General features: G+C 67.1%; 17 protein-coding genes. 5 read left to right on the forward strand and 12 right to left on the reverse strand.

The window, feature by feature from the left end; all coding sequences use genetic code 11:
* Nucleotides 1-2: 2 nt before the first annotated feature.
* Nucleotides 3-1931 (reverse strand): acetate--CoA ligase, encoded by a 1929-nt coding sequence (locus ACH82I_RS12765; RefSeq protein WP_413333089.1) that lies wholly within the window; start codon nt 1929-1931, stop codon nt 3-5.
* 144 nt (nt 1932-2075) lie between these two features.
* Between ACH82I_RS12765 and ACH82I_RS12770 the strand changes: the two genes are divergently transcribed.
* Nucleotides 2076-3263 (forward strand): hypothetical protein, encoded by a 1188-nt coding sequence (locus ACH82I_RS12770; RefSeq protein ID WP_413333091.1) that lies wholly within the window; start codon nt 2076-2078, stop codon nt 3261-3263.
* 20 nt (nt 3264-3283) lie between these two features.
* Here ACH82I_RS12770 and ACH82I_RS12775 read toward each other — a convergent pair whose 3' ends face one another.
* From ACH82I_RS12775 to ACH82I_RS12790, 4 genes are all read right to left on the reverse strand, one after another.
* Nucleotides 3284-4252, reverse strand: coding sequence for an NAD-dependent epimerase/dehydratase family protein (locus tag ACH82I_RS12775; RefSeq protein WP_413333093.1), 969 nt, complete (start codon nt 4250-4252; stop codon nt 3284-3286).
* 9 nt (nt 4253-4261) lie between these two features.
* Nucleotides 4262-7075, reverse strand: a complete 2814-nt coding sequence (locus ACH82I_RS12780; RefSeq protein ID WP_413333095.1) for an alpha/beta fold hydrolase — start codon at nt 7073-7075, stop codon at nt 4262-4264.
* A gap of 8 nt (nt 7076-7083) precedes the next feature.
* On the reverse strand, nt 7084-8112 hold the full coding sequence (locus tag ACH82I_RS12785) for a 3-oxoacyl-ACP synthase III (RefSeq protein WP_413333097.1): 1029 nt from the start codon (nt 8110-8112) through the stop codon (nt 7084-7086).
* A gap of 138 nt (nt 8113-8250) precedes the next feature.
* Nucleotides 8251-9306: a hypothetical protein gene (locus tag ACH82I_RS12790; RefSeq protein ID WP_413333099.1), complete on the reverse strand. Its 1056-nt coding sequence runs from the start codon at nt 9304-9306 to the stop codon at nt 8251-8253.
* A 183-nt stretch (nt 9307-9489) separates the two neighbouring features.
* On the opposite strand from ACH82I_RS12790, the gene ACH82I_RS12795 reads away from it, so the two are divergent.
* A complete protein-coding gene (locus tag ACH82I_RS12795) occupies nt 9490-10293 on the forward strand; it encodes a 3-oxoacyl-ACP reductase (RefSeq protein WP_413333100.1) in 804 nt (267 codons plus the stop codon).
* 96 nt (nt 10294-10389) lie between these two features.
* On the opposite strand, the gene ACH82I_RS12800 is transcribed toward ACH82I_RS12795, so the two are convergent.
* The 4 genes from ACH82I_RS12800 to ACH82I_RS12815 all read right to left on the reverse strand — a co-directional run bounded on the left by ACH82I_RS12800 (nt 10390) and on the right by ACH82I_RS12815 (nt 14483).
* Nucleotides 10390-11370 (reverse strand): hypothetical protein, encoded by a 981-nt coding sequence (locus tag ACH82I_RS12800; RefSeq protein WP_413333102.1) that lies wholly within the window; start codon nt 11368-11370, stop codon nt 10390-10392.
* Nucleotides 11371-11656: 286 nt separating this feature from the next.
* Entirely contained in the window at nt 11657-12211 is a 555-nt protein-coding gene (locus ACH82I_RS12805; protein WP_413333104.1) for a dienelactone hydrolase family protein, read from the reverse strand.
* 151 nt (nt 12212-12362) lie between these two features.
* The gene (locus tag ACH82I_RS12810) at nt 12363-13946 is read right to left on the reverse strand and encodes an FMN-binding glutamate synthase family protein (RefSeq protein ID WP_413333106.1); all 1584 of its coding nucleotides are present in this window, start codon (nt 13944-13946) and stop codon (nt 12363-12365) included.
* A gap of 159 nt (nt 13947-14105) precedes the next feature.
* Nucleotides 14106-14483 (reverse strand): TM2 domain-containing protein, encoded by a 378-nt coding sequence (locus tag ACH82I_RS12815; protein WP_413333108.1) that lies wholly within the window; start codon nt 14481-14483, stop codon nt 14106-14108.
* Nucleotides 14484-14726: 243 nt separating this feature from the next.
* On the opposite strand from ACH82I_RS12815, the gene ACH82I_RS12820 reads away from it, so the two are divergent.
* Both ACH82I_RS12820 and ACH82I_RS12825 read left to right on the forward strand, forming a co-directional pair.
* A complete protein-coding gene (locus tag ACH82I_RS12820) occupies nt 14727-15986 on the forward strand; it encodes an MFS transporter (protein ID WP_413333110.1) in 1260 nt (419 codons plus the stop codon).
* A gap of 70 nt (nt 15987-16056) precedes the next feature.
* Entirely contained in the window at nt 16057-16881 is an 825-nt protein-coding gene (locus ACH82I_RS12825; protein WP_413333112.1) for an enoyl-CoA hydratase-related protein, read from the forward strand.
* Nucleotides 16882-16982: 101 nt separating this feature from the next.
* Here the strand turns inward: ACH82I_RS12825 and ACH82I_RS12830 are convergent, their stop codons facing one another.
* The gene (locus ACH82I_RS12830; protein WP_413333114.1) at nt 16983-17681 is read right to left on the reverse strand and encodes an NUDIX hydrolase; all 699 of its coding nucleotides are present in this window, start codon (nt 17679-17681) and stop codon (nt 16983-16985) included.
* Nucleotides 17682-17975: 294 nt separating this feature from the next.
* On the opposite strand from ACH82I_RS12830, the gene cls reads away from it, so the two are divergent.
* Nucleotides 17976-19463 (forward strand): cardiolipin synthase, encoded by a 1488-nt coding sequence (cls, locus tag ACH82I_RS12835; protein ID WP_413333116.1) that lies wholly within the window; start codon nt 17976-17978, stop codon nt 19461-19463.
* A 248-nt stretch (nt 19464-19711) separates the two neighbouring features.
* On the opposite strand, the gene ACH82I_RS12840 is transcribed toward cls, so the two are convergent.
* Nucleotides 19712-20356 (reverse strand): hypothetical protein, encoded by a 645-nt coding sequence (locus ACH82I_RS12840; RefSeq protein WP_413333118.1) that lies wholly within the window; start codon nt 20354-20356, stop codon nt 19712-19714.
* Nucleotides 20357-20513: 157 nt separating this feature from the next.
* Nucleotides 20514-21548, reverse strand: a complete 1035-nt coding sequence (locus ACH82I_RS12845; RefSeq protein ID WP_413333120.1) for an agmatine deiminase family protein — start codon at nt 21546-21548, stop codon at nt 20514-20516.
* Nucleotides 21549-21701: the final 153 nt, after the last annotated feature.

Here is a 21701-nt window from a genome sequence, read left to right on the forward strand (position 1 = left end):
CCCTACCTCCGGAGCACCGACTCCAGGGCATCGAGAACTGCTCGGTCCTCGATGGTCGAAGGCACGGCCGGGGACTCGACTCCGTCGGCGATCTCGCGCATGGTCTTGCGCAGGATCTTCCCCGACCGGGTCTTCGGCAGGGCAGAGACGATATCGACCTGCCGGAAGGCCGCCACCGGGCCGATCTCCTTGCGCACCAGCGCCACGAGTTCGTCGGTGACGACGGCAGGGTCGACCGCCTCGGCGGAATCCCCGAGAACCACGAGGGCACGGGGACTCTGCCCCTTGGTCTCATCGTGGACGCCGATGACGGCGGTCTCCGTGACCGCCGGATGCGAGGCGATGACAGCCTCGATGATGCCCGTCGACAGGCGGTGGCCGGCGACGTTGATGACGTCATCGGTCCGGCCCATGACAAAGACGTACCCGTCCTCGTCGAGGTAGCCGGAATCGCCGGTGAGATAGTAGCCGTCGAAGGCCGCCAGGTACGAGGACACGAACCTCGAATCGTCGCCCCACACGGTGGCCATGGTGCCCGGCGGCAGGGGCAGTCTCATCACGATCAGACCCTCCTGACCTGCCGGGACGGGCTGCCCCGAGGGGTCGAGGACCTTCACCTGATAGCCGGGAACCGGTTTGGTCGGTGATCCTGCCTTGAGCGGGAAGCGGGTGAGACCGAGCGGATTCGCCGCAATCGGCCAGCCGGTCTCCGTCTGCCACCAATTGTCGACCACGGGAATCTCACGTCCAGTCGCCTCGGCGAGGATCTGCGTCGTCCACTCATAGGTATCCGGGTCGAGGCGCTCGCCGGCGAGGAACGACGCCCGCAGGCTGGACAGGTCGTACTTCTTGATCAGCGCGCCCTCCGGATCCTCCTTGCGAACCACGCGCATGGCCGTCGGCGCGGTGAAGTGGACGTTGACGCCGTGGTCCTCGATGATCCGGAAGAAGGTGCCGGCGTCTGGGGTGCCGATCGGCTTGCCCTCGAAGAGCACCGAGGTGACCCCGGCCAGCAGCGGCCCGTAGACGATGTAGGAGTGGCCGACGACCCAGCCGACGTCCGAGGCGGTGAACATCGTGTCGCCCGGGTTGAGACCGAAGATGTTCGGCATCGAGTAGGCCAGGGCGACCGCATAGCCGCCGGAATCGCGGACGATGCCCTTCGGTTTGCCGGTCGTGCCTGAGGTGTAGAGGACGTAGAGCTCATCGGTGGCCTTGACCGTGACCGGGTCGATGCCCTCCGGCGTCGCGGCGAGGAGTTCGGCATAGTCGAGGTCGCGTTCGCCCAACTCGCAGCGGTGCTCGTCGCGTTGGACGATGACGGTGAACTCGGGTTTGTTTTCGGCGATGTCGATCGCCTCATCGAGCATCGGCTTGTACTCGAGGATGCGGTTCTTCTCGACGCCGCACGAGGTCGAGATGACGGCCTTCGGTGCCGTGTCGTCGATGCGCACGGCGAGCTCGTTCGGGGCGAAGCCGCCGAAGACTACGGAGTGGATCGCGCCGATCCGGGCGCAGGCGAGCATGGCGATCGCGGCTTCGGGCACCATCGGCATGTAGATGACGACGCGATCGCCCTTGGTCACGCCGCGGTCGGACAGGGCTCTGGCGAAGCGCGAGACCTCGCCCTGCAGCTCCGCATAGGTGATCGTGCGGATGGTGTCGGTGACAGGGGAGTCGTAGATGATCGCCGCCCGGTCGCCGAGTCCGTTCGCCACGTGGCGGTCCACCGCGTTGTAGCAGACATTGAATTCGCCGTCGGGAAACCAGCGGTAGATCGGAGCAGTCGAATCGTCGACCGCCCGAGTCGGTTCGGTGCCCCAGTCGATGTGCTTCGTGGCCTGCTCGAGCCAGAATCCGTTCGCGTCCTCGGCGATGCGAGCGACGACATCCTCGTAGCCGGGTGCGGTGTTCTGCGAGTTCGTATCCATGCATTCATTGTGACCCATAGCACAGCAGATCGCCGAGGCGGGGGTGGAGTCGTCGTCCTTCGTCGAGGCCGGAGTGCGACGATTTCGAGCACGAATCCACCCCCGGATCCCGGCAGAAACCCCGGAACAGGGCACAATGGGGTTATGAGATTCCTGGTTGCACTGATCCTCGGACTCGGCGTTCTGTTCGGGCTCAACGTCTTCGTCGACTTCTTCTCGATGGAACGGCCGTGGGGCTCGATCTTCATGGGCCTGACAGTCGGCCTGACGATGCTCATCATCCTGCTGGTCTGGGAAGTCCTGAAGCCGACTCAGAGCAAATCGGAGGAGGCGAAACCGCAGCGCAGCGAGGAGGAGCGGGCGAAGGCCCGAGCCGAACGCCGCTCACGCCTGGCCGCCGAGGCGGGTGTGAGTCTCGACGACATCGAGGGTGCCGTGCCCCCACCGAAGGCCGCGGAGGCATCCGAGTCCGATGTCGACCCGAAGGCCACCGCCGAGGCGGATTCTCCGGAAACCTCTGAAACTCCGGAAGCCACGGAATCTGCGGAATCCCCGGAATCCGGCGAGCGGTCCTCGGTGGAATCGGCCGGCCCAACCGAGGAATCGAGCCTCGATTCTAGTGCTCACTCGAGCTCCGATCCGAGCAGGTCGGCACTGCCCGAGACGACGACTCAGACTGTGACCGAGACCGAGACTGAGACTGAGACGGCAGCCGTACCAGGGGTGCCTGGATCCGCAGCCGCGCCCGATTCGGAGGTGCCCTCCGAGCGTGGCACCGAGGCCCTGACGGTCAAGACCGCGCAGCCCGAGCCGAAACCGGCGAACGTGAATCCTGCCCCCGCGGTCGGCGACAGTAGCAGCGAAGGCGACGCAGCTACGAGCTCCGGTGACAGCGAGCCCGCGCCCAGCGCTGACCCGACACCGACCACCGGGCGCCACGCCGCCGTGCCCGAGGCGAGGCCGAGCGAAGACACGGACCTGCCTGCTCCGCCGCCGATCCGCCCGAGTGTGCCGCCGCAGTCGAGTGCTGAGGAGTCCCCTGTACCGCCCGCACCGGCGAACAGCCCCGAAACTCTTGCCCCCGACGAGTTCGACGAGGACGCCACAGGTTCATCGCTTGAGAACCCACCGACAGGAGAACCCGGAGTCTCGGTGGATGCGCTCGAGGATTCCGAAGCCGCGGAGACCGGCGAAGCCGAAGGACTCAAGGCCCCCGACGATGACGCAGACTCGGCCGACTCGACGGGCAAGAGCTCGGATCGCAGCGACGACGCCGGTAAGCAAGACGACCCCGACGACTCGGCGGAGAACCGGAACAGCTACCGCCTCTGAGCGGATGAGCGGATGTCTGCTCAGGCCGAATAGTGCCGGGCGAGGATCTCCAGTCCCTCTTCGACGCTGACCCGCGGCCGCCAACCCAGCACCTCATGGGTCCTGCGCTGATCGAACCAGTGCGCGGTCGAGAGCTGCTCGGCGAGGAAACGCGTCAGCGGCGGCTCATCGTCATGCTCACCCAGATCCCACACCTTCTCGACCACTGAACCGGCCGCCAGCGCCGGGGCCACGGGAATCCGCAGCTTCGGCTCGGACGCGCCGCCGGCGATGGCGATCCGCGACATTAGCTCACCGATCGGCCGCGGCTGGCCGTTCGTCACCACCAGGGCCTCCCCGTGCGTGGCATCGACTGCGCCGACCGCCGCGACGATCGCCTCGACCGCATTGTCGACGAAGAGAGTGTCGACCAGTGCCGCACCCGATCCGAGCACCGGCATCCGCCCTGACCGGGCGCGATCGATGACGCGTTCGGTCAGCTGTGCATCCCCCGGCCCCCACATCAGATGCGGCCGCAGCACGAGCACCCGGAAGTCCGCAGAATCCGCTGCCAACGCGATGAGCTCACCGGCGGCCTTCGTGCGGGCATACTCCCCGCGAGCATGATCCGGCGAGGCCGGTCCCGCTCCCTCTCCGATGATCGACTCACCGGTGTGCGCTACCGACGGCGAGGAGATGTGGACGAGGCGCGGGACTCCCGCCGCCTGCGCCGCTTCGACGAGGGTGCGCGTGCCGCCGATGTTCACGGCCTCGAAATCCTTGGGATCACCCATCATCGAGACCTTCGCCGCCAAGTGCACGACCGCCTCGGCGCCGGTCAGCGCCTCGGTGACGGTGGACGGATCGGTCACGGACCCGATGACGTCGCGGGCGCCTTCCGCGCCGGAGGGCCGCCGCTGCAGGGTGGTGACCTCATGCCCTGCGGCGATGAGGGCGCGAGCCACGGACGAGCCGAGGAGCCCGGAGGCCCCGGTGACGGTGATTCTCATGAGTGCTCCTCAGATCCGGCCGCGCACCGGACCGCCGGCGAGGACGCTCTCGGCCCAGGCCGCCAGTCGGGAGCGGTCGATCTTCGAATTGTGGCGGATGTCGGTCGGGAATTCGGGGGCGACGAGGACTGCCGAGAGGTCGCTGCCGTCGACCTCGGCGACTCGGGCGCGCAGCCTGGCCGCGAGATCCAAGGGCGCCAAGCCGGGGGACAGTGAGGTACCCTCGGCGTCGATGACGGCGACCAGCGCCTGTGTACCGGCGGGCCCGATGCCGACGACGGCGCTGCGGCTGACCGCCTCGTCGCTGTCGATGAGCGCTTCGAGACCGCCGGGACCCACGGGCCCGCGCGGGGTGGTCACGACGTGCTGGAGGCGGCCTTCGAGCCATACCCGACCGGCGGAGTCTATGCGCCCGATGTCGTTCGTCCGATGCCAGGTGCTGCCGTCGAGGTCGTCCCGGGCCGAGAGCGCGGTGGTGTGCCAGAGATTGTCGTAGCCGGACTTGATGTGGGCGGCGCTGACGACGAACTCGCCGAGGCGGTCCTGGGCTTCAGCGCCCACGAGGAGGTCGTCGGCCGAGGCTCCGGTCTCGTCGATCGGGGCCAGCGCGAGTTCGACGCCGTCGATGGGACGACCGACGCACACGCCGAGGTGTCCGGTCTCGGCAGCCTCGGCGACTCCGGCGCGGTCGATGTCGGTGAGCAGCAGGCCTTCGGTCATCCCGTACGGCGAGTGAATGCTCGCGTTCGGGAACACCTCGGCGATGGCATCCATGAGCTCTCCGGGCACGGGCGCCCCAGCCGAGAGCACGAGCTCGATGCGTGCGCATGCGGCGCGCTGATCCTCGTCGAGGTCAGCGGCGGTGGCGGCGACATTGCGGTAGGCGGCCGGGGAGGCGAAGACCATCGTCGAGTGCCCGGCGATGATCGCGTCGGCGATCGCCTGCGCCGTGAGCGTCTTCGGCTTCGTCACGGACATGTCCGGAGTCACCGAGGTGGCCCCGATGGCCGGTCCCAGGAGCGCGAAGGGCGGGAAGCCGGCAACCAGACCGGTGCCTTCCCTGACATCGAAGACCCTGGTCAGCACCGCTGCCAGTGCCGAAATGTCGGAATGGGTGTAGCGCACGCCCTTGGCTGGCCCGGTCGATCCGGAGGTGAAGAGGATCGCGGCATCGGCCTCGGCGGGCGGGGTCGGCAGCTCGACGCGGTGCGGGGTGCGCGAGAGGGCGGTGAGGCTGGTCTCGACCTTGAGGAGCGTGGACTGGACCCGGTTGAGGGGCTTGACGGAGATCCGTCGACCGGGCCAGTCGAAGGCCCGCGCCAGGCTCAGGCCGGGCAGCTCGCCGATGATCCACTGCGGATCCGCCGAGGTGGTCGCCCGGGTCATGCCCCGCGGGCCGAGTCCGGCGTCGGCGACGACGGCGACCGCCCCGATCTTCAGGCAGGCGTAGAGGGCGGCGGTGAGATTGTTGCCCGGGGGCACGAGCATCGAGACCCGATCGCCCGGGCGCACGCCGAGTTCGAGCAGGCCGCTGGCGATGCTCGTCGTCACGTGCCACAGGTGGCGCCAGGTGATCTGCTGTGCAGGGTTCTGGGCGAAGTCCACCGAGGCGACCGATTCGTCGTCGCGACGGGCATCGAGGATCGCGGTGACCGCCCGGGGTGCCGGGGCCGCGGCAGACGTGGCGGACGAATCCGCGGCTGCGGTGGAGGTCGATCCTGCCGGCGCCGAGGCGGTGGTCGGCTCTGTCGCGGACGGCCGTTCGCGCGCTGCCGGGAACCGATCGCTCAGCCAGTCGAGGACGAGGCCGGCCACGTCGTGGTCCTCGCTGAGCAGGTGGGAGGCCGTCTCGAAGCGATGGACGTCGGCCCGCGGCAGGCGCTGCCGCAGATCACGGAGGTAGCGCTCGAGGAACACCGGGTCCCTCGGCCCCCACACCAGCAGGGCCGGGTGTTCGAAGGCGGCGATGTCGGCTCCGATGCGCTGGAGCTCCGGGTGTGAGGGATGAGCCTCGTCGACCGGGATGTCGGCGACGAAGCCGCCGATCCCGTGCCGCAGCGCCGCCGAACGGTACGGGGCACGGAAGGCGTCCTTGGTCTCGGGTGAGAGATCGCCGAGGCGCAGTGTGACCCCGAGGAACCCGTCGGTGAGCACTGTGGCCGTCGGCAGCATCGGGCCGGCCAGGGTGGCCCGCAGCGGGGCGGGGATCGGAGCGTCCTCGGGTTGGTGGACGGCCGTGTTGAGGCTGATCGCCGCGGAGACGACATCGGTGTTCCTGGCCGCCCAGCCGAGGGAGAGCACCCCGCCCCAGTCGTGACCGATCGTCACGATCGGGTGCTCGGCAACGGCACTGCCGGCCGCCTCGGCGTCGGTCCCGGCGGTCCGTCCGGATCCGGCACCGGCAGTGCCGGCCGCCTCGGCGAGCAGGGTCGTGACCACGGCATCGAAATCGTCGATGCGATCGGCGATGCGACGGACCTCACCGGACTGCGGGGTGGGGGCCGAATCGTGCGGCAGGCGTTCGGAGAAGCCCATGTCGAGCTGATCGGGGGCGATGAGCCGCCACACGCGCCCGCCGGAGCGAGCGGTCTCGACGGTGGCCCGGGCCAGCCTGCGCCACAGATAGGACCAGGTGGGGTTGCCGTGGAGCGCGAGGATCGTGCCCTCCGGCTCGAGGCCGGCCTCGCGGAGCACGGAGAGCGTGTCGAGGACGTGGAAGGAATGCCGTCCGTCGGGGGTCTCGGCTTCGACGATCCGGGACCAGGCGGGGTCCCACTCGGGCAGCTGCGGGGGAGTCGTGGCCGGCCGTGCAGGATATCTCATGAACTCTTCTACCACTCGATTTCGGTCATGGCGGTGTTGAGGCCGGAGCCGACGCCCATGCACAGGATGCGGTCGCCGGGCTTGAGGGATTCGGCCTCGCGGGACAGGGTGATCGGCAGGGACGCGGGTCCGACATTGCCGAGCTCGGGGTAGGTCACGGGGATCCGGTCGGGATCGAGGTTCGCGGCCTTCGTGATCGAATTCGTGTGCACATCGGAGACCTGATGCAGGACGTAGCGGTCCATCTCACGCCAGTCCCAGCCGGTTGCGTGGGCTTCCTCCCAGGCCGCGACCACGAGTTCCATGCCGCCGGCGAGCAGGCCTTTGGCGTCGGTGAACATGCCGTTGTGGTCGCCGACGCACAGCGCATGGTGCTCGGTCGCCGCTCGGTTGATGCCGCCGAGGATGCGGTGGCCTTCGGGATGTCTGTCGGCCGGGCCGAGGACCGCGGCGGCCGCTCCCGAGCCCAGGGTCAGGGAGGCGAATTCGTTGAGGTATTCCTCGCGGGTGATCTCCGGACGGTTGAGGCGACGCAGGGTCGCCTCCTGCACTCGGGAGGCATCCTCACCGGCGACGACGAGGGCGTAGTCGATCTGTCCGGCGTCGATCATGTTCGCGGCCAGGGTCATGCCGTTGACGAAGCCGAGGCAGGCGTTGGCGATGTCGAAGTTCATCGCCTGCGGGCCGAGTCCGATTCCGGCGTGGACGCCGACGGCCACGGACGGTTCCAGGTGCTCACGGGTCACCGAGGTGTTGACCATCAGTCCGATCGAGGCGGGGGACACCTCCGCCTCGGCGAGGGCCTGCTTGCCGGCAGCGATCGCACCGTCGACGAATTGGTTCGGCTGATCCCAGTTGCGGCGTGCTTCGACTCCGGCCACCCGCTGCAGCAGACCTTGGGGCAGGTGGAGGGATGAAAGGGTATCGGCGAGGCGTTCGTCGAATTCCTGCGAGGTCACTCGGTTCGGGGCTTCGATCTCGGTCAGGCCGAGAAGCGCCACGTTCGAGTGCCGAAATGTTGCGTTGCCATTCGCCAATTGAGGTACTCATCCCTTTTCGGGTAGTTCGTCGAAGTCTGCAGGGCCGCTGCGACACACGCGGGGCGCGCCACGACGGGGGAAGTCCGGAGACTATCTTATCTCTCCCTTGCTGAGTCGGTTCTCAGCGAGGAGTCATCAGCGGGTGAACCATGTGAATGCATCGTAGAGCATTCCGGTGGAGCAGAGAATCGCGATGATGCCGAGGATGATCGACGTGACCGTGTGCGAGACCTTTGAGGACTGGTAGCGAACGGCCCGCGAATGGGCCATCGGCCGGTCGGTGACCCAGTGGCCGAACTGGGCGAAGATGCGCCAGTCCATGACGTCGATGAGGGACTTCGCGGCAAGGGTGAAGACGATGATGCAGCCGACGCCCATGAGCAGCAGGAAGACGAAGCCGAGGAAGCCGTAGTCCTTGAAGAAGTCGACGACCCGATCGCCGATGGCCATGGCGAAGGCGGAGAATCCCTCGCTGAAGGGCAGCGGGTCGAAGGAGTCGGTGATCCCGTTGAGGCTGAAGCCGTCGCGTTCGGTCCGCTCGGCGCCGATGTACATGCTGATCGACGCCGCGAGGGCGACGAGGAGGTTGATGATCGTGATCGTGGCATTGTCAGGCCAGAAGTCGAGTTCCTTCAGGGAGAAGGTCGCGGCCAGGGCCACACAGACGATCGCGCCGGTGAGTGCGCCGATCGTCGCGGGCAGGATGAGATTGTTGAAGAAGACGAACGCGATGACCGCGATGAGTGCGGCACCGAAGATGTAGGTGAAGACGGCGAGGGTGTCGCCGTTCGAGGCCGTGGCTGCCCTCCGGTTCGCTTCGACCAATTGGCCGGAGTGGCCGATGTTGCGGGCCAGTTCCGCCTTCGTGGCGCGGGGCTCGGCGTCGTCGTAGCCCTCCGCGGCGCCGCGACGAGTCTCGTAGCCCGCGTTCGCGGGCAGGACGCGGGTTTCGTCCTCGTTGCCGTAGGCCCGGGTCGGCTGGGTGTACTGACCCTGGGTGTACTGGCCTTGGGGGTGCTGCTGGCCCTGTCCGTAGGGCTGCTGGGGATAGCGTCCCTGCTGACCGGGCCCGCCCTGGGGTGAGCGGGGCGCCGGCTGCCAGCGACCGATCTTCGCGCCGATGAGGTAGACGACGAGGACGACGATTGCTGCGAGTACGCCGATGGAGATGGCTGCGCCGATCTCGTTCATAGGGGGAACTTTCTGGGGATGGACAATAGTGGTCGTCTCTTCAGTCTATGGATGATCGGCCCGGTATTCACCTCGCCGGTGCGTTTTCCGCGGCCCGAGAGCGCACTCGGGCTGCGGCCGACGCCGCACTCGGCCCGTGGCGGGTAGGGTGAGGAGACGCCGAGCATTCGAAGGAGAATCGCGATGAGCAACGCCCAGGCCTTCACGACCGCCGCCATGCCCCTCGACCAGCAGATCGTCCTCGTCACCGGAGCCGGGCGCGGCCTGGGCTCCTCGATCGCCAAGGCCTTCGCCCACGAGGGCTCCGCTCTCGTTATCAATTACCGGTACTCTGCCGACTCTGCAGAGGAGCTCGCCGAGGCGGTCCGCGCTCGCGGCGGTCGTGCCCTCGCCGTTGAGGCCGATGTCACCGACTCCCGCTCGGTCGATACGATGTTCGAGACCGCGGCCGCCGAGTTCGGGGCACCGGTGTCGACCGTGGTCAACAACGCGCTGATCGACTTCTCCTTCAACGGCGGCGATCGGCAGCCGGCCGATGAGATCGACTACTCGGACTTCGCCGATCAGTTCCAGGGAGCTGTGGGTGCGGCGCTGAATACGGTGCAGGCGGCGATGAGCGGGTTCCGTGAGATCGGCTCCGGACGGGTGATCAACATCGGCTCGAACCTCGTCCAGAACCCGGTCGTGCCCTACCACGACTACACCGCGGCCAAGGCGGCACTGCTGTCTCTGACTAGGACCTTCGCCAAGGACCTCGGGCATGCCGGGGTGCGGGTGAACATGGTCTCGGGCGGATTGCTGCGGACCACGGATGCCTCCTCGGCGACACCCGAAGAGGTCTTCGACCAGATCGCCGAGGCGAGCGCGCTGGGGCGCGTGACCACTCCGGAGGAGTTCGCCTCGGCGGTGGTGTTCTTCGCCTCCCCGGCCTCCCGTGCCGTCACCGGCCAGAACCTCGTCGTCGACAACGGCCTCGTCATGGGCTGAGGCGGCACCGGCTTCCAGTATTGCCCCGGGCGGCAACCTTAGCTCCGGGGCGATGGCCGTGATGCCGAAAGCAGACCGCGGTGTCGAGGGCAGGCTTCATGAACCCCGCTCTCGATGCTGCGGTCCGCTTTCGGCGATGCGCTGCTTGATTGCGACGAAGAGCTCGTCGCGAAACAGATCGGCCCACACCAGATTGAAGACGGTGTAGCCGGCGTTGGTCAGCTTCATGTGACGCTTGTGATTGTCTTTGCTGGCTCTATCCGGCCCATCGGCGTTGAGATAGTACTTGCCCAGGCCATGGAATTCGGCGATCAGCGGCAGGTCTTCATGCCGGAAGTCGGCCCGGCCGATGAAGGAGCCCGCTCGATCGTAGACATCGACCTGTGGAACCATTCCGCGGATGCCGAGTCGGTGGAACTTGACGGCACACAGCGATTCTCCCTGTGACTCATGACGGGAATCTGCGAGGTCGAAGGCTGATCTGGCCGTTCGGCTGCCTCGTCGTCGGCTGCTCAGATGATCGTCCAGTTCCGATCTGCCGACCCTTCTCCAGTGCAGAGCCTCCGAGATCATCGGCACCGAGATCTCTAGGGGATAGTCATGCGCGAGATCGGCGAGCGTGCGGGCGAGGTCGGTGACGAGGAACTCTCCGACCCTCACCCGCTCGGATCGCGTGAGTGCCCGGTCATAGATGCGCAGTTCGGGAAAGTTCGCGTGATAGCCAATTCGAGTGAACTCGACCTGTTCGGTCGCAGGATAGGGAGGCTGAATGCCGTGGAGCAGGGCGGCCGAGATGTGGGAGAACGCATCGGTCGGCTGGAGATCGGGCAGTCGGGATCTGATCAGCAGTTTCAGCTTTTCGCTGTGGTCCCGGATGTCCCCGTAGGTGTGTGGATAGTCTGCAGGCTGTGTTGGGGTGTGTGGATGAAGAGATGCGTGGGCGGGTGAGTCGCATGGGCGGACAGGGGCGAAGAATCCCCGGCGCACTCGCCTAAGGCAACACCGAAGGGCGTTGCGGACATCTTTCTCCGTCAACCCTAGTCGGATCAGTTCCTGCTTCGTATATACACGAGCCATTCGAATATAGTTACATTGAAACGCATCTAACGCAAGCAAACGAAATCAAAAGTTAATAAAAGGAGCTTAAAGAATAGAGGTTGACTGTGCCGAAGTGACAAAAGCGCCGAGTGGTGGGTGCAGTACCGATGACCGAGCGCCGGCGGCAACGCCGAGCGCAGACCGCAGCGTCGAAAGTCGACTTCAGGAAGTCAGCTCTCGACGCTGAGGTCTGCTTTCGGCGATGCGCGGTCTGGTGGGGCGGCCCGCAGCGAAAGGACTGCGACTGACCATCGCGATGCGGCTCTTATGCCCGGTCGAGGAACTCCAGGGCGCGGGCGAGGAGAAGCTCGGCGTGCTCGGGGACGTGGTCGGGGGAGGTCTCGTCGCTGAACAGGTGGGTCGCGCCGGGGTAGAGAAGATGCTCGGCCTGAGCGCCCGCCCGGGCGGCCGATTCCAAGAGGAACTCCGCAGTGCCGTGATCGCGCCACTCGTCGTCGACGGCGAAGTGGATCTGCACCGGGACCTGGGACTGCCAGCGCGTCGGCTTCGGGAATCCCCCGCCGTGGAGCAGCAGCGCCCCGCGGGCCCGAGGGTCGTTCTTGCCCATCTGCTGCGCGATCCCGGCGCCCAGCGAGAGGCCTGCGAAGACCAACTCCCCGGGCAACCCCGCGCATGCCGCGGCCACCCGGTCGACGAGCCTCGAGAACCCGATCTCCTCGGCGTGACCGACACCCGCCTCGGCGGTAGTGAAGGTCCGGCCTTCGTAGAAGTCGGGAGTGTGGACGGTGTGCCCGGCCGCCGTGAACTTCTCGGCGAGGGCGTCGATGCCGGCATTGCGCCCGAGCGCGGAGTGGAGCAAGACGAGGGTGGTCGTGATGCCTCCAGTGTGAATCGGTTCGGTGGGTGGCGCTCAGCGGGCCCGGGTGGGCCGCAGCCACTCCGGTCCCGGCGCGCAGCCACTCCGGTCCCGGCGCGCGGCCACTCGGAGCCGGCCGCCCAGAGCCGGCCGCTCAGCGGCTGTGTCCGCGGGGGATCGTGAACGAGTCGGCGCGGGCTGTCTGCCAGTCGGCCGCCCAATCATCGGGAGCGCCATTGAGCAGCTGACCCGGCGTCAGCCATTCGTAGAGGCGGGCATAGGACCACGATTCCGATGCGGAGACATTGCGCCGCAGCATCGTCGGCTCGAGGTCGTCCGGGTGAGCCGCACCCATCGAGGCCATCAGCCGGACCGCCTCGGCGACGGTAGCTTCCTGATAGTTCTTCACCCGGGTGGACTTGTCGGGGACGTCGACCGCGCGCGCTCGCCGGGGATTCTGTGTGGCCACGCCCACGGGGCACTTGCCGGTGTGGCAGGCCTGGGCCTGGATGCAACCGACGGCCATCATCATCGCCCGCGCCGAGTTCGTGAAGTCGGCGCCCTGGATGAGGCGTTTGACGATGTCGGAGCCGCTGGCGATCTTGCCCGAGGCCCCGATCTTGATCTTCTTCCGCAACCCCGCGCCGACGAGCGCGTTGTGCACGATCATCAGACCCTGGGTCAGCGGCAGGCCGACATGGTCCTCGAATTCGAGCGGAGCCGCGCCGGTGCCGCCCTCGGAGCCGTCGACGATGATGAAGTCGGGCAGGATCTCGGTCTCGACCATGGCCTTGACGATCGAGAGGAACTCCGTGCGTGAGCCCAGGCAGAGCTTGAAGCCGGCGGGCTTGCCTCCGGAGAGCTCGCGCATGCGGCGGATGAACTCGAGCAGCTCGATCGGAGTCGAGAACACACTGTGCCCGGGTGGGCTGATGCAGGTCTTGCCGACGGGGATGCCGCGGATCTCGGCGATCTCCTCGGTCACCTTGGGTCCGGGCAGGACACCGCCGATGCCGGGCTTAGCGCCCTGGGAGAGCTTGAGGGAGACCATCTTGACCTGCGGATCCTTGGCCTTCTCGGCGAACACGTCGGGGTCGAAGTCGCCCTCGGGGGTGCGCGCCCCGAAGTAGCCGGTGCCGAGCTCCCAGATGAGGTCGCCGCCGAATTCGCGGTGGTAGGGCGAGATCGATCCCTCCCCGGTGTCGTGGGCGAAGCCGCCCATCGCCGCGCCCTTGTTGAGCGAGCGGATGGCGTTGTCGCTCAGCGATCCGAAGCTCATCGCGGAGACATTGAGCAGTGAGATGTCATAGGGCTGGGTGCATTCCTCGCCGCCGATGCGCACCCGCGGCGGGGTCGGGGCGTTGGCGATGGGCACCGCCGAATGCATGAGCGCCTCGTAGCCGGTGCGGTCGACGTCGTGTTCGGTGCCGAAGGCGTGCTCGGAGTGGACTCCCTTGGCCCGCTCGTAGATCGTGGTCCGGGTGTCGCGGCTGAAGGGGCGGCCGTCCCAGTTGCGTTCGATGAAGTACTGCTGGATCTCCGGCCGGATCGACTCGAGCAGGAACCGGGCGTGACCGGCGATCGGGTAGTTGCGCAGGATCGAATGCTTCTTCTGAGTCATGTCCCAGGCGGCCAGCGCACCGAGGCCGAGCGCCGATGCCGTAGCCGCCAACTGGGCGATCTGCTTGCCCGGAGAATCTCCGGTGACCAGTCGGACAATGGGGAATTGCCGTTTCATCGTGCCTCCTTGAACCATCTTATTCGTGAGCCTAGACCTGCTCGCGGCGGATTTCAGGAAAGGTCGGGCTAATAGTCCGCAAACGGCAGGCCCGCCGAGGTGGGGCTTCGGCTGAGGGGCGAGCTGAGTGGCGGTCGAGGCCAGGAGGAGAAGTGAGACTCAGAACAGCTGTGTGAGCAGGGCGACGATGCGGTCGTCGATCTGCAGGGAGTAGCCGATGATGATGAGGAACCCGGTCGTGATCCAGGCGATCTCCTTGCCCGCCTCGTACCCGCGCAGGGGAGCCCGGCCGACGCGGAGCCCGCCGGCCATAACGATGACGAGGTCAGCGATCCACCAGATCCCGAACCCGCCGAGGCTGATCAGCTTGAGGACGCCCGTGACCCACCGGCCGGTGAAGAAGCGGTCGGCGCCGAGGAATCCTGCCAACAGGGAGAGCATCCAGGTAAGGAGGAAGGAACGGTTGCGCGGCGCTGCGGCGGCCGGGTCCGGGCACTGCGGGGGAGGGGAGAGCTCGGGAGGCGAGATCACGGACATCGTGGCGGTTCTCTTTCAATCATCGCTGCTCTCGGTGATTCGAATCCTGCGGTGCGTCGGAGTCTCGAATCAGGAGAAGCCGGGGACGGACGGCTGGTGGGGACCTGAGTCCAGCCTAAGAAACCGCTGAAGCCGTGCGCATTGAGGTTTTCCCCATCATCCGTCCTGCTGTGCGCACTGTCACAGCATCCGCAGGGCGGAATGGTTTGGGACGATCACCTCGGCGGGCATAGCGTTGCCTTCATGAGCACAGGTGAGCCGAGTCCGACGAGCACTCGGCGCACCGTCGCGGCAGTCTTCCTCGCCGGAGTCGCGGTCTTCCTCGTCCTCTACGAGACGCAGGGGCTCCTGCCGGCCATCCGGGACGCCTACGGCATCGATGCACCGACGGCGAGCCTGACGGTGTCGGCGACGAACGTGGCCATGGCCGTCTTCCTCATCCCCTTCTCGATGCTCGCCTCCCGCATCGGCCACGCCCGGCAGATCGCCGGAGGAGTGATCCTCGCCGCGATCCTCGCGCTCATCCTGCCCTTTATGCCGAGTCCCGAACTGCTCATCACCGTCCGCTTCCTCCAGGGCGCAGCCATCGCCTCGGTGCCGGCCACGGCCATGGCCTACCTCTCGCTGCGGCTGCCTTCGGCCGCGCTGCCCGGAGCGATCGGGGTCTACATCGCCGGAAACACCATCGGCGGACTCGCCTCGCGACTGCTCACCGGGCTGGCCGCCGAGCTGCTCGGCTGGCACGGCGGGCTCGCCGTCACCGGGGCCGTCTCCCTGCTCTTCGGATTCATCGTCGTCTGGCTGCTCCGCCACGATGTGTTCTCCACAGCGAAGAGCAGGGCCGCGCACGAGACAGATCGAGACTCCGCGAGCGACGACGGAGCCCTGCATGCCGCGGATCCCACGGACGCCGCGGTGCCGCCTCGGCGGGCGATCATCCCGTTGCGCGGGGGACTGTGGCGGATCTACCTCACCGGCTTCCTGTGCATGATCGTCTTCGGCGGATCCTTCACGATGCTCGGCTCCCGCCTGCAGAACGAACCCTGGGAGCTCAGCGAGGGCGCGGTCGCGCTGTTCTTCCTCATCTACCTCGTCGGCACCGTCGTCACCACCTATTACGGGCGGTTGGCCACGAAGTTCTCGCGCACCCGCCTGACGCTGATCGGCATGATCACGGCGCTGCTCGGGGCCGGGCTGACGCTCGTCGACTCCCTCGTCGTGATCATCCTCGGCATGGCGCTGCTGACCGGCGGCTTCTTTCTCGGCCACACAGGAGCCTCCGCCGCGGCCAGTGCCGCCCGTCCCGGGGTCGACTCGACGCGCTCGGCCGCCGTCTACCTCACCGTCTACTATCTGGGCACGAGCCTCGGCGCCTGGCTCTCGGCGGTCCTGTTCACCGACTTCGCCTGGCCCGGCGTCGTCGCCATGTGCGCGACCGCGCTGTTCGCGGTGCTGGTCTTGACCCTGAGCGGTGCTCCGCTAGGCTTCAGAAAACGCAACTGATCAGTCGTTCAGTCGCCGAGGGTGATCCGGTCGCTGTCGGCGGCTGCATCCAGACCACGAAGGAGCCTTCATGCCCACTGCCGCGCATTCGACCGTCGTCTACTCCATCGACTCGGGCATCGCCCGCGTCGAGATCGACCGAGCGGAGAAGCTCAACTCGCTGACCCGGGAGGTCTTCGAGGACCTCGTCGAGGCGGGGCTGGCGGTGAAAGACGCGACCGAGGTCAGGGCCGTGGTCCTGTCCGGGCGCGGTCGGGCGTTCAGCGCCGGCCTCGACTTCACAGAGATGGCGAGGATCGCCGAGGCGGGGGTCGCGACCGGTTCCTCGGAGAATGCCGTCGATGTCGGGTCCCGGCTCGGGTCGGCCCGCGCCCTTGCGCAGAAAGCCGTGCACGTCTGGTCGCTGGTCGAGGTGCCCGTCATCGCTGCGATCCGCGGGGCCGCGCTGGGCGGAGGAATGCAGATCGCGCTGGGCGCCGATATGCGCATCGCCGGCCATGACGCCCAGCTGTCGCTGATGGAGATCAAATGGGGCATCATCCCCGATATGTGCGGCACCCAGCTGCTGCCGCGGCTCGTCGGCCCGGCGATGGCGAAGAAGCTCATCGTCACCGGCGACGCCGTCGATGCCGCGACCGCCGAGCGGATCGGCCTCGTGGAAGAGCTCGCCGAGGACCCGGTGGCCCGCGCCCTTGAGCTCGCCGCGCAGATCGCCGGGCGTTCGCGCTCAGCTCTCGTCTGGTCCAAGCGGCTCGTCGACCTGTCCTATGACGCCGAGTTCAGCGTCGGCCTCGGCGCCGAACAGGAGGCGCTCGCCTCACTGCTCGGCACCGCAGAGCAGAAGGCCGTGGTCGCCGAGCGCCTGGCGGCCATGCGTGCCCGCTCGAAGGGCTGAGCTCGGCGCCCCGGGGGCTGAACAACGCGTTCGGGTGGAGCTCTCCGGATCCTCCGGAGGAATCAGGCCCCGCGACGGAGGAATCAGGCCCCGCGACCCGGTCAGGCTCCGCGATTCGAGGGGAATTCCGGCCGGGTCGGATCGATCGCGCGATCGCCCCGGATGACCTCGGCGACGGAGTCGAATCCGGCGAGCTCGCGAAGCAGCACGAAGGTCGGGCGCATCAGCTTGAGTTCGCCGGCGTACTCGGCAGCGAGGATGTCGTGGACCGAGCGCCATTCGCTCGTGTGCGCCTCGGTCGTCTGGTGGTGCGCAGACTCCACCGCCTCGGCCGAGACCGTGTAGAAGTAGGTGTCGAAGCGCTTCGGCCGGCCCACCGGAGTCACCCAATTGGCCCAGGGCTTCAGCCCCGCCGGATCGAGGACCGCACCCGTCTCCTCCTCGACCTCGCGCACCGCGGTCGCCAGCAGGATCCGCCAACCCTCGGCCACCTCGGCGATGGTCGACTTCGCCCACGCATCACGGTGCACCGCGGGATCGGGGACCTCGATCCCCGGCGCCGTGCGCTCATCGATCGGATCGACGCGGCCCCCGGGGAAGACGACCACGCCGGCGGCGAAATCCATCGTCGACACTCGGTGCTGGACGAAGACCTCGATCCCGGCGGTCGAGTCGCGGAGCATGAGCACGCTGACGGCGGGGCGGACCGGCACGGCCGCCGGATCGGCCACCTGCGTGCGATCCGCAGCATCCGCGCGGTCGCTCGGGTCGGATCCCTCGGGGGAGATGTCTCGAATCACGATCAGCACCTTCGCTTGCGTCTTGAAGTCACCCTCCAGTATGCCTGGCCTATGCGGCGTGCGCGGGATCCGGGGTGAGCCGTCACCCGGGCTGAGCGGGCAGGATACGATGGTGGGCAGGTGAAATTCTGACCGATCGTCTCAGGGGAGCAGGCACTCGCCGAGGTGGTCGAGCGTCCGGGGGCGAGCACGGAGCGACCGGCCCCGGTTCCTGGTTCCGAGGGATCGGCCCGGAGCGGTCGGAGCCGGCCCGAGACAGATGCGACACAGACAGAGCGGACGAGAGTGAGCGGCGTGGAGATCTACCCCTTCCTCACGATCGATCAGGCGTGGCCGAGCTGGTTGATCGTCACACTGGTGGGCCTCGATCTGATCATCCGCATCGTCGCGCTCGGCTGGATCCCCCACAACCGCAGGCCTTCGGTCGCCCTCGGCTGGCTGCTCGCGATCTTCCTCATCCCCTATGTCGGGGTCGCCGCATTCATCCTGCTCGGTTCGTCGAAGCTGCCGAAGCGGCGGCGGGAGAAGCAGACGCTGATCAACGACATCATCCGCGATCAGATCCACGACCGGGCGATCATCGGCGACTCGGACCATATGCCCGAGCCGCTGAGCACGGCGGCCCAGCTCAACTTCGACCTCGGTGCGCTGCCGATGACGCACGGCAATGACCTCCACCTGCATGTGGACAACCACGAGTGCATGGAGGCGATGGCCGATGCCGTCGATCGGGCCGAGAAGTACGTGCACTTCGAGTTCTACATCGTCGCCATCGATGACACGACGAGGCGGCTGCTCGAATCGCTGCTGGCCGCCCACGCGCGCGGCGTCAGTGTGCGGATCCTCATCGACCACGTCGGATCACTGGGCTATCCGGGATATTCCGAGCTGATCAAACGCCTCGACTCCTCCGGTGTGCCCTGGCGCCGGGCCCTGCCGATCCGACCGTGGCGGGGCGAGTACCAGCGACCGGATCTGCGCAACCACCGCAAGATCCTCGTCGTCGACGGCACGGTCGCTTTCACCGGGTCGCAGAACATCATCGACCGCTCCTACAACAAGCGCCGAAACCTGCGGAAGGGCTTCCAATGGATGGATCTCTCCCTCGAGTGCACGGGACCGGTGGTTGAGGAGCTCGATGCCGTGTTCGTCACCGACTGGTACTCGGAGACGAACGAGTTCCTCGATGAGTCCTCCGAGCTCGCTCTCAAGGCTCCCTCATCGGGCGGCATCCAGGCGCAGGTGGTGCCCTCGGGGCCGGGGTTCGAGGATGAGAACAATCTGCGGCTGTTCAATCACCTGATCTACAACGCGAACCGGACCGTGGTCGTGTGCTCACCGTACTTCGTGCCCGATGAGTCGCTGCTGCACGCGCTGACCACGGAGGCCCGGTCCGGCGTCGACGTCCGCCTCTACGTCGGAGAGACGAGCGACCACTGGCTGACGCAGCGGGCACAGCAGTCCTACTACAACGAACTGGTCCGGGCCGGTGTGCGGATCTTCCTGTACCACGCGCCGACGGTGCTGCACTCGAAGTTCCTCATGATCGACGATGAGGTCTCGATCATCGGCTCTTCGAACATGGACGAACGGTCGTTCGCGATGAACATGGAGGTCACGATGTTCATCGTCGACAAGGAGTTCACCCAGCGCATGTACGACCTCGAGGCCCGTCGCTATGCGCCGAATTCCGTCGAACTCGACGGTGAGCGCTGGGCCGACAGGCCGCTGCTGCACAAATACGTGGAGAACGTGGCCCGCCTGACGAGCTCACTGCTCTAGTCAGGCGTCGGCGGGTCCTGCGCATCCCGCACCGGGAGTGACATAACAGAGCGTTCCTCCGGTGCGTTGTGTCACTCGTGTGTGCTTATGTCCCTGCTGCAGGCGGATACAGGCGAGCGGCGGAACCGAAAGTCGGTTCCGCCGCTCGTCATCACGCTGGTGGGACTGAGTGTTCAGTATCGCGGTTGGTGCTCAGCCCACTGTGGAGAGTTGGGCCCTCGCTGAGTGTTCAGCCCTCGTCGGAGGGTTCAGTCTTCGCTGGGGACTCCTGCAGGTCCCTCATCGTCGAGACTGCGCTCGGGATCGGCGAGAGTGTCCTGGGACTTGGCCGCCCCGGCCGCGTGCGGGTCGTGCTTGACCTCGCTGGGCTTGGGGACCGAGGACTTACTCGAACTCGACTTCGCGGCGTTCGAGCCGGTCGAGGACGAGGCCGATTTCGCCGAGCCTGAGCCCGACTTCGCGGCGCCGGCACCGGATCCCGACTTCGCCGAGCCGGTGCTCGGTGCAGACGCGCCTGCCCCGGTCGAGGCGGCATTCGCGCCAGACGATGCCGCGCCCGTGGATGGTGCGTTCGAGGATGACGTCGATGTGGAGCCGGAACCGTCGGAGGTGCTTGCGGAGTCGTCCTCATCGCCGTCGAACTCCGAGACCGAGGAATCGACGCCGGTGGCGGCGGCATTGACCTTCTCAACGGTGTCCTGGACAGCATCGGCGACGGCCGGGGACTTTTCGCGGATCGACTGGTTGGCCTTCTCGACGGTGTCCTGCACGCGCGGGTCGGTCCAAAGATCCTGAGCCTGGGCCTTGAGTCGTTCGTAGCTCTGGCGCCCTGTGCGTGATCCGAGGATGAATCCGACTCCCAGACCAGCCAGGAGAATCAATCTCTTCTTCATTTTTCTGCTCTCCTTCTCAGCTTGCCGTGACTGCTTCCAAAAGGATGCGTGCCACGATCCGGTGACCGAGTTGATCAGCGCATCGGCACAGTGTCCTGGTTCACCAGCTTATACTGCGCATCCCGTGTCGGTGAAAGGAAACTTCAGGGCGCGGCGGTCATCCGAGGCTCGGCTGCTGCTGAGTGATGCAGTGGATGCCTCCGCCGCGGGCGAAGAGCTCACGCGCGTCGACCCCGACGACCTTCCGCCCCGGGTAGACGCTCTCGAGCACCGCGATCGCCTCGGCGTCGGCCGGATCGTCGAAGGTGCAGGCGATGACCCCGTCGTTGGTGACCAGGTGATTGACGTAGGAGTAGTCGACCCACCCCTCCTCGTCGGTGAGCGCCTCGGGGGCGGGAATCGGCACGACCTCGAAGAGCTGCCCATCGGCCGTGGTCTCGCTGGCGAACTGGTCCTTGACCGCTCGGCTGAATTCGAAGTCCGGGTGTTCGGGATTGCGCTGGTCGTGGACGAGCACGACACCGGGGCTCGGCATGGCGGCGACGATGTCGACGTGCCCGCGGGTGCCGAAGGTCTGGTTGTCCCGGTGCAGACCCCGGTCGAGCCAGATGACCTTCCGAGCACCGAGCATGCGCGCGAACTCGGCCTCGACGTCCGCCTCGGTCAGTTCCGGATTCCGGCCCTGGTCGAGCTGCACACTGCGGGTCGCGAGCACCGTTCCGCGGCCGTCGACGTGGAAGCCGCCGCCTTCGTTGCGCAGCGAGGAATCGACGACGGGCACCTCGGCGAGTTCGGCGACGAAACGGCCGATGTGCTCATCATGGTCCCACTTCGCCCACTCCTGTGCGCCCCAGCCGTTGAATACCCAGTCCACCGCCCGCAGCTGACCGCCATCGTCGAAAACGAAGCTCGGCCCGATATCGCGCATCCACGCATCATCGAGTTCGGCGTTGACGATCGTGATCGGGTGCGTGATCCCCGCGCCGAGGTGGCGCCGGGCGTGTTCGGTCTGCTCGCTTGCGACGACGACGGTCACCGGGGTGAACTCGCTGGTGGAACGGGCCACGGCAGCCCAGGTGGCGCGGGCCGCCTCGGCGTCGGCTTCGGTATCGCCGAGCGCATAGCCCGAGGACGGGAACGCCATCCAGATCCGGTCCTGAGCGGCTGTCTCCGCAGGCATGTGAAACGTCATCGTTCTTCCTTCTCGTGTGTCGTCGGTGCTCGGCCCGGGCGGGGTTCGAATCCCACCCGCCGAGGCGCATCCGGTATCGGCAGGCACGACCGTTCCGGTTCGGGTTCGCTGCGCTCGGGCCTCGAACGGTGTTTGTCCTCCGAGTCTAACCAG

The sequence above is a fragment of the Brevibacterium sp. GP-SGM9 genome (assembly GCF_047300845.1).
Lineage (GTDB): Bacteria > Actinomycetota > Actinomycetes > Actinomycetales > Brevibacteriaceae > Brevibacterium.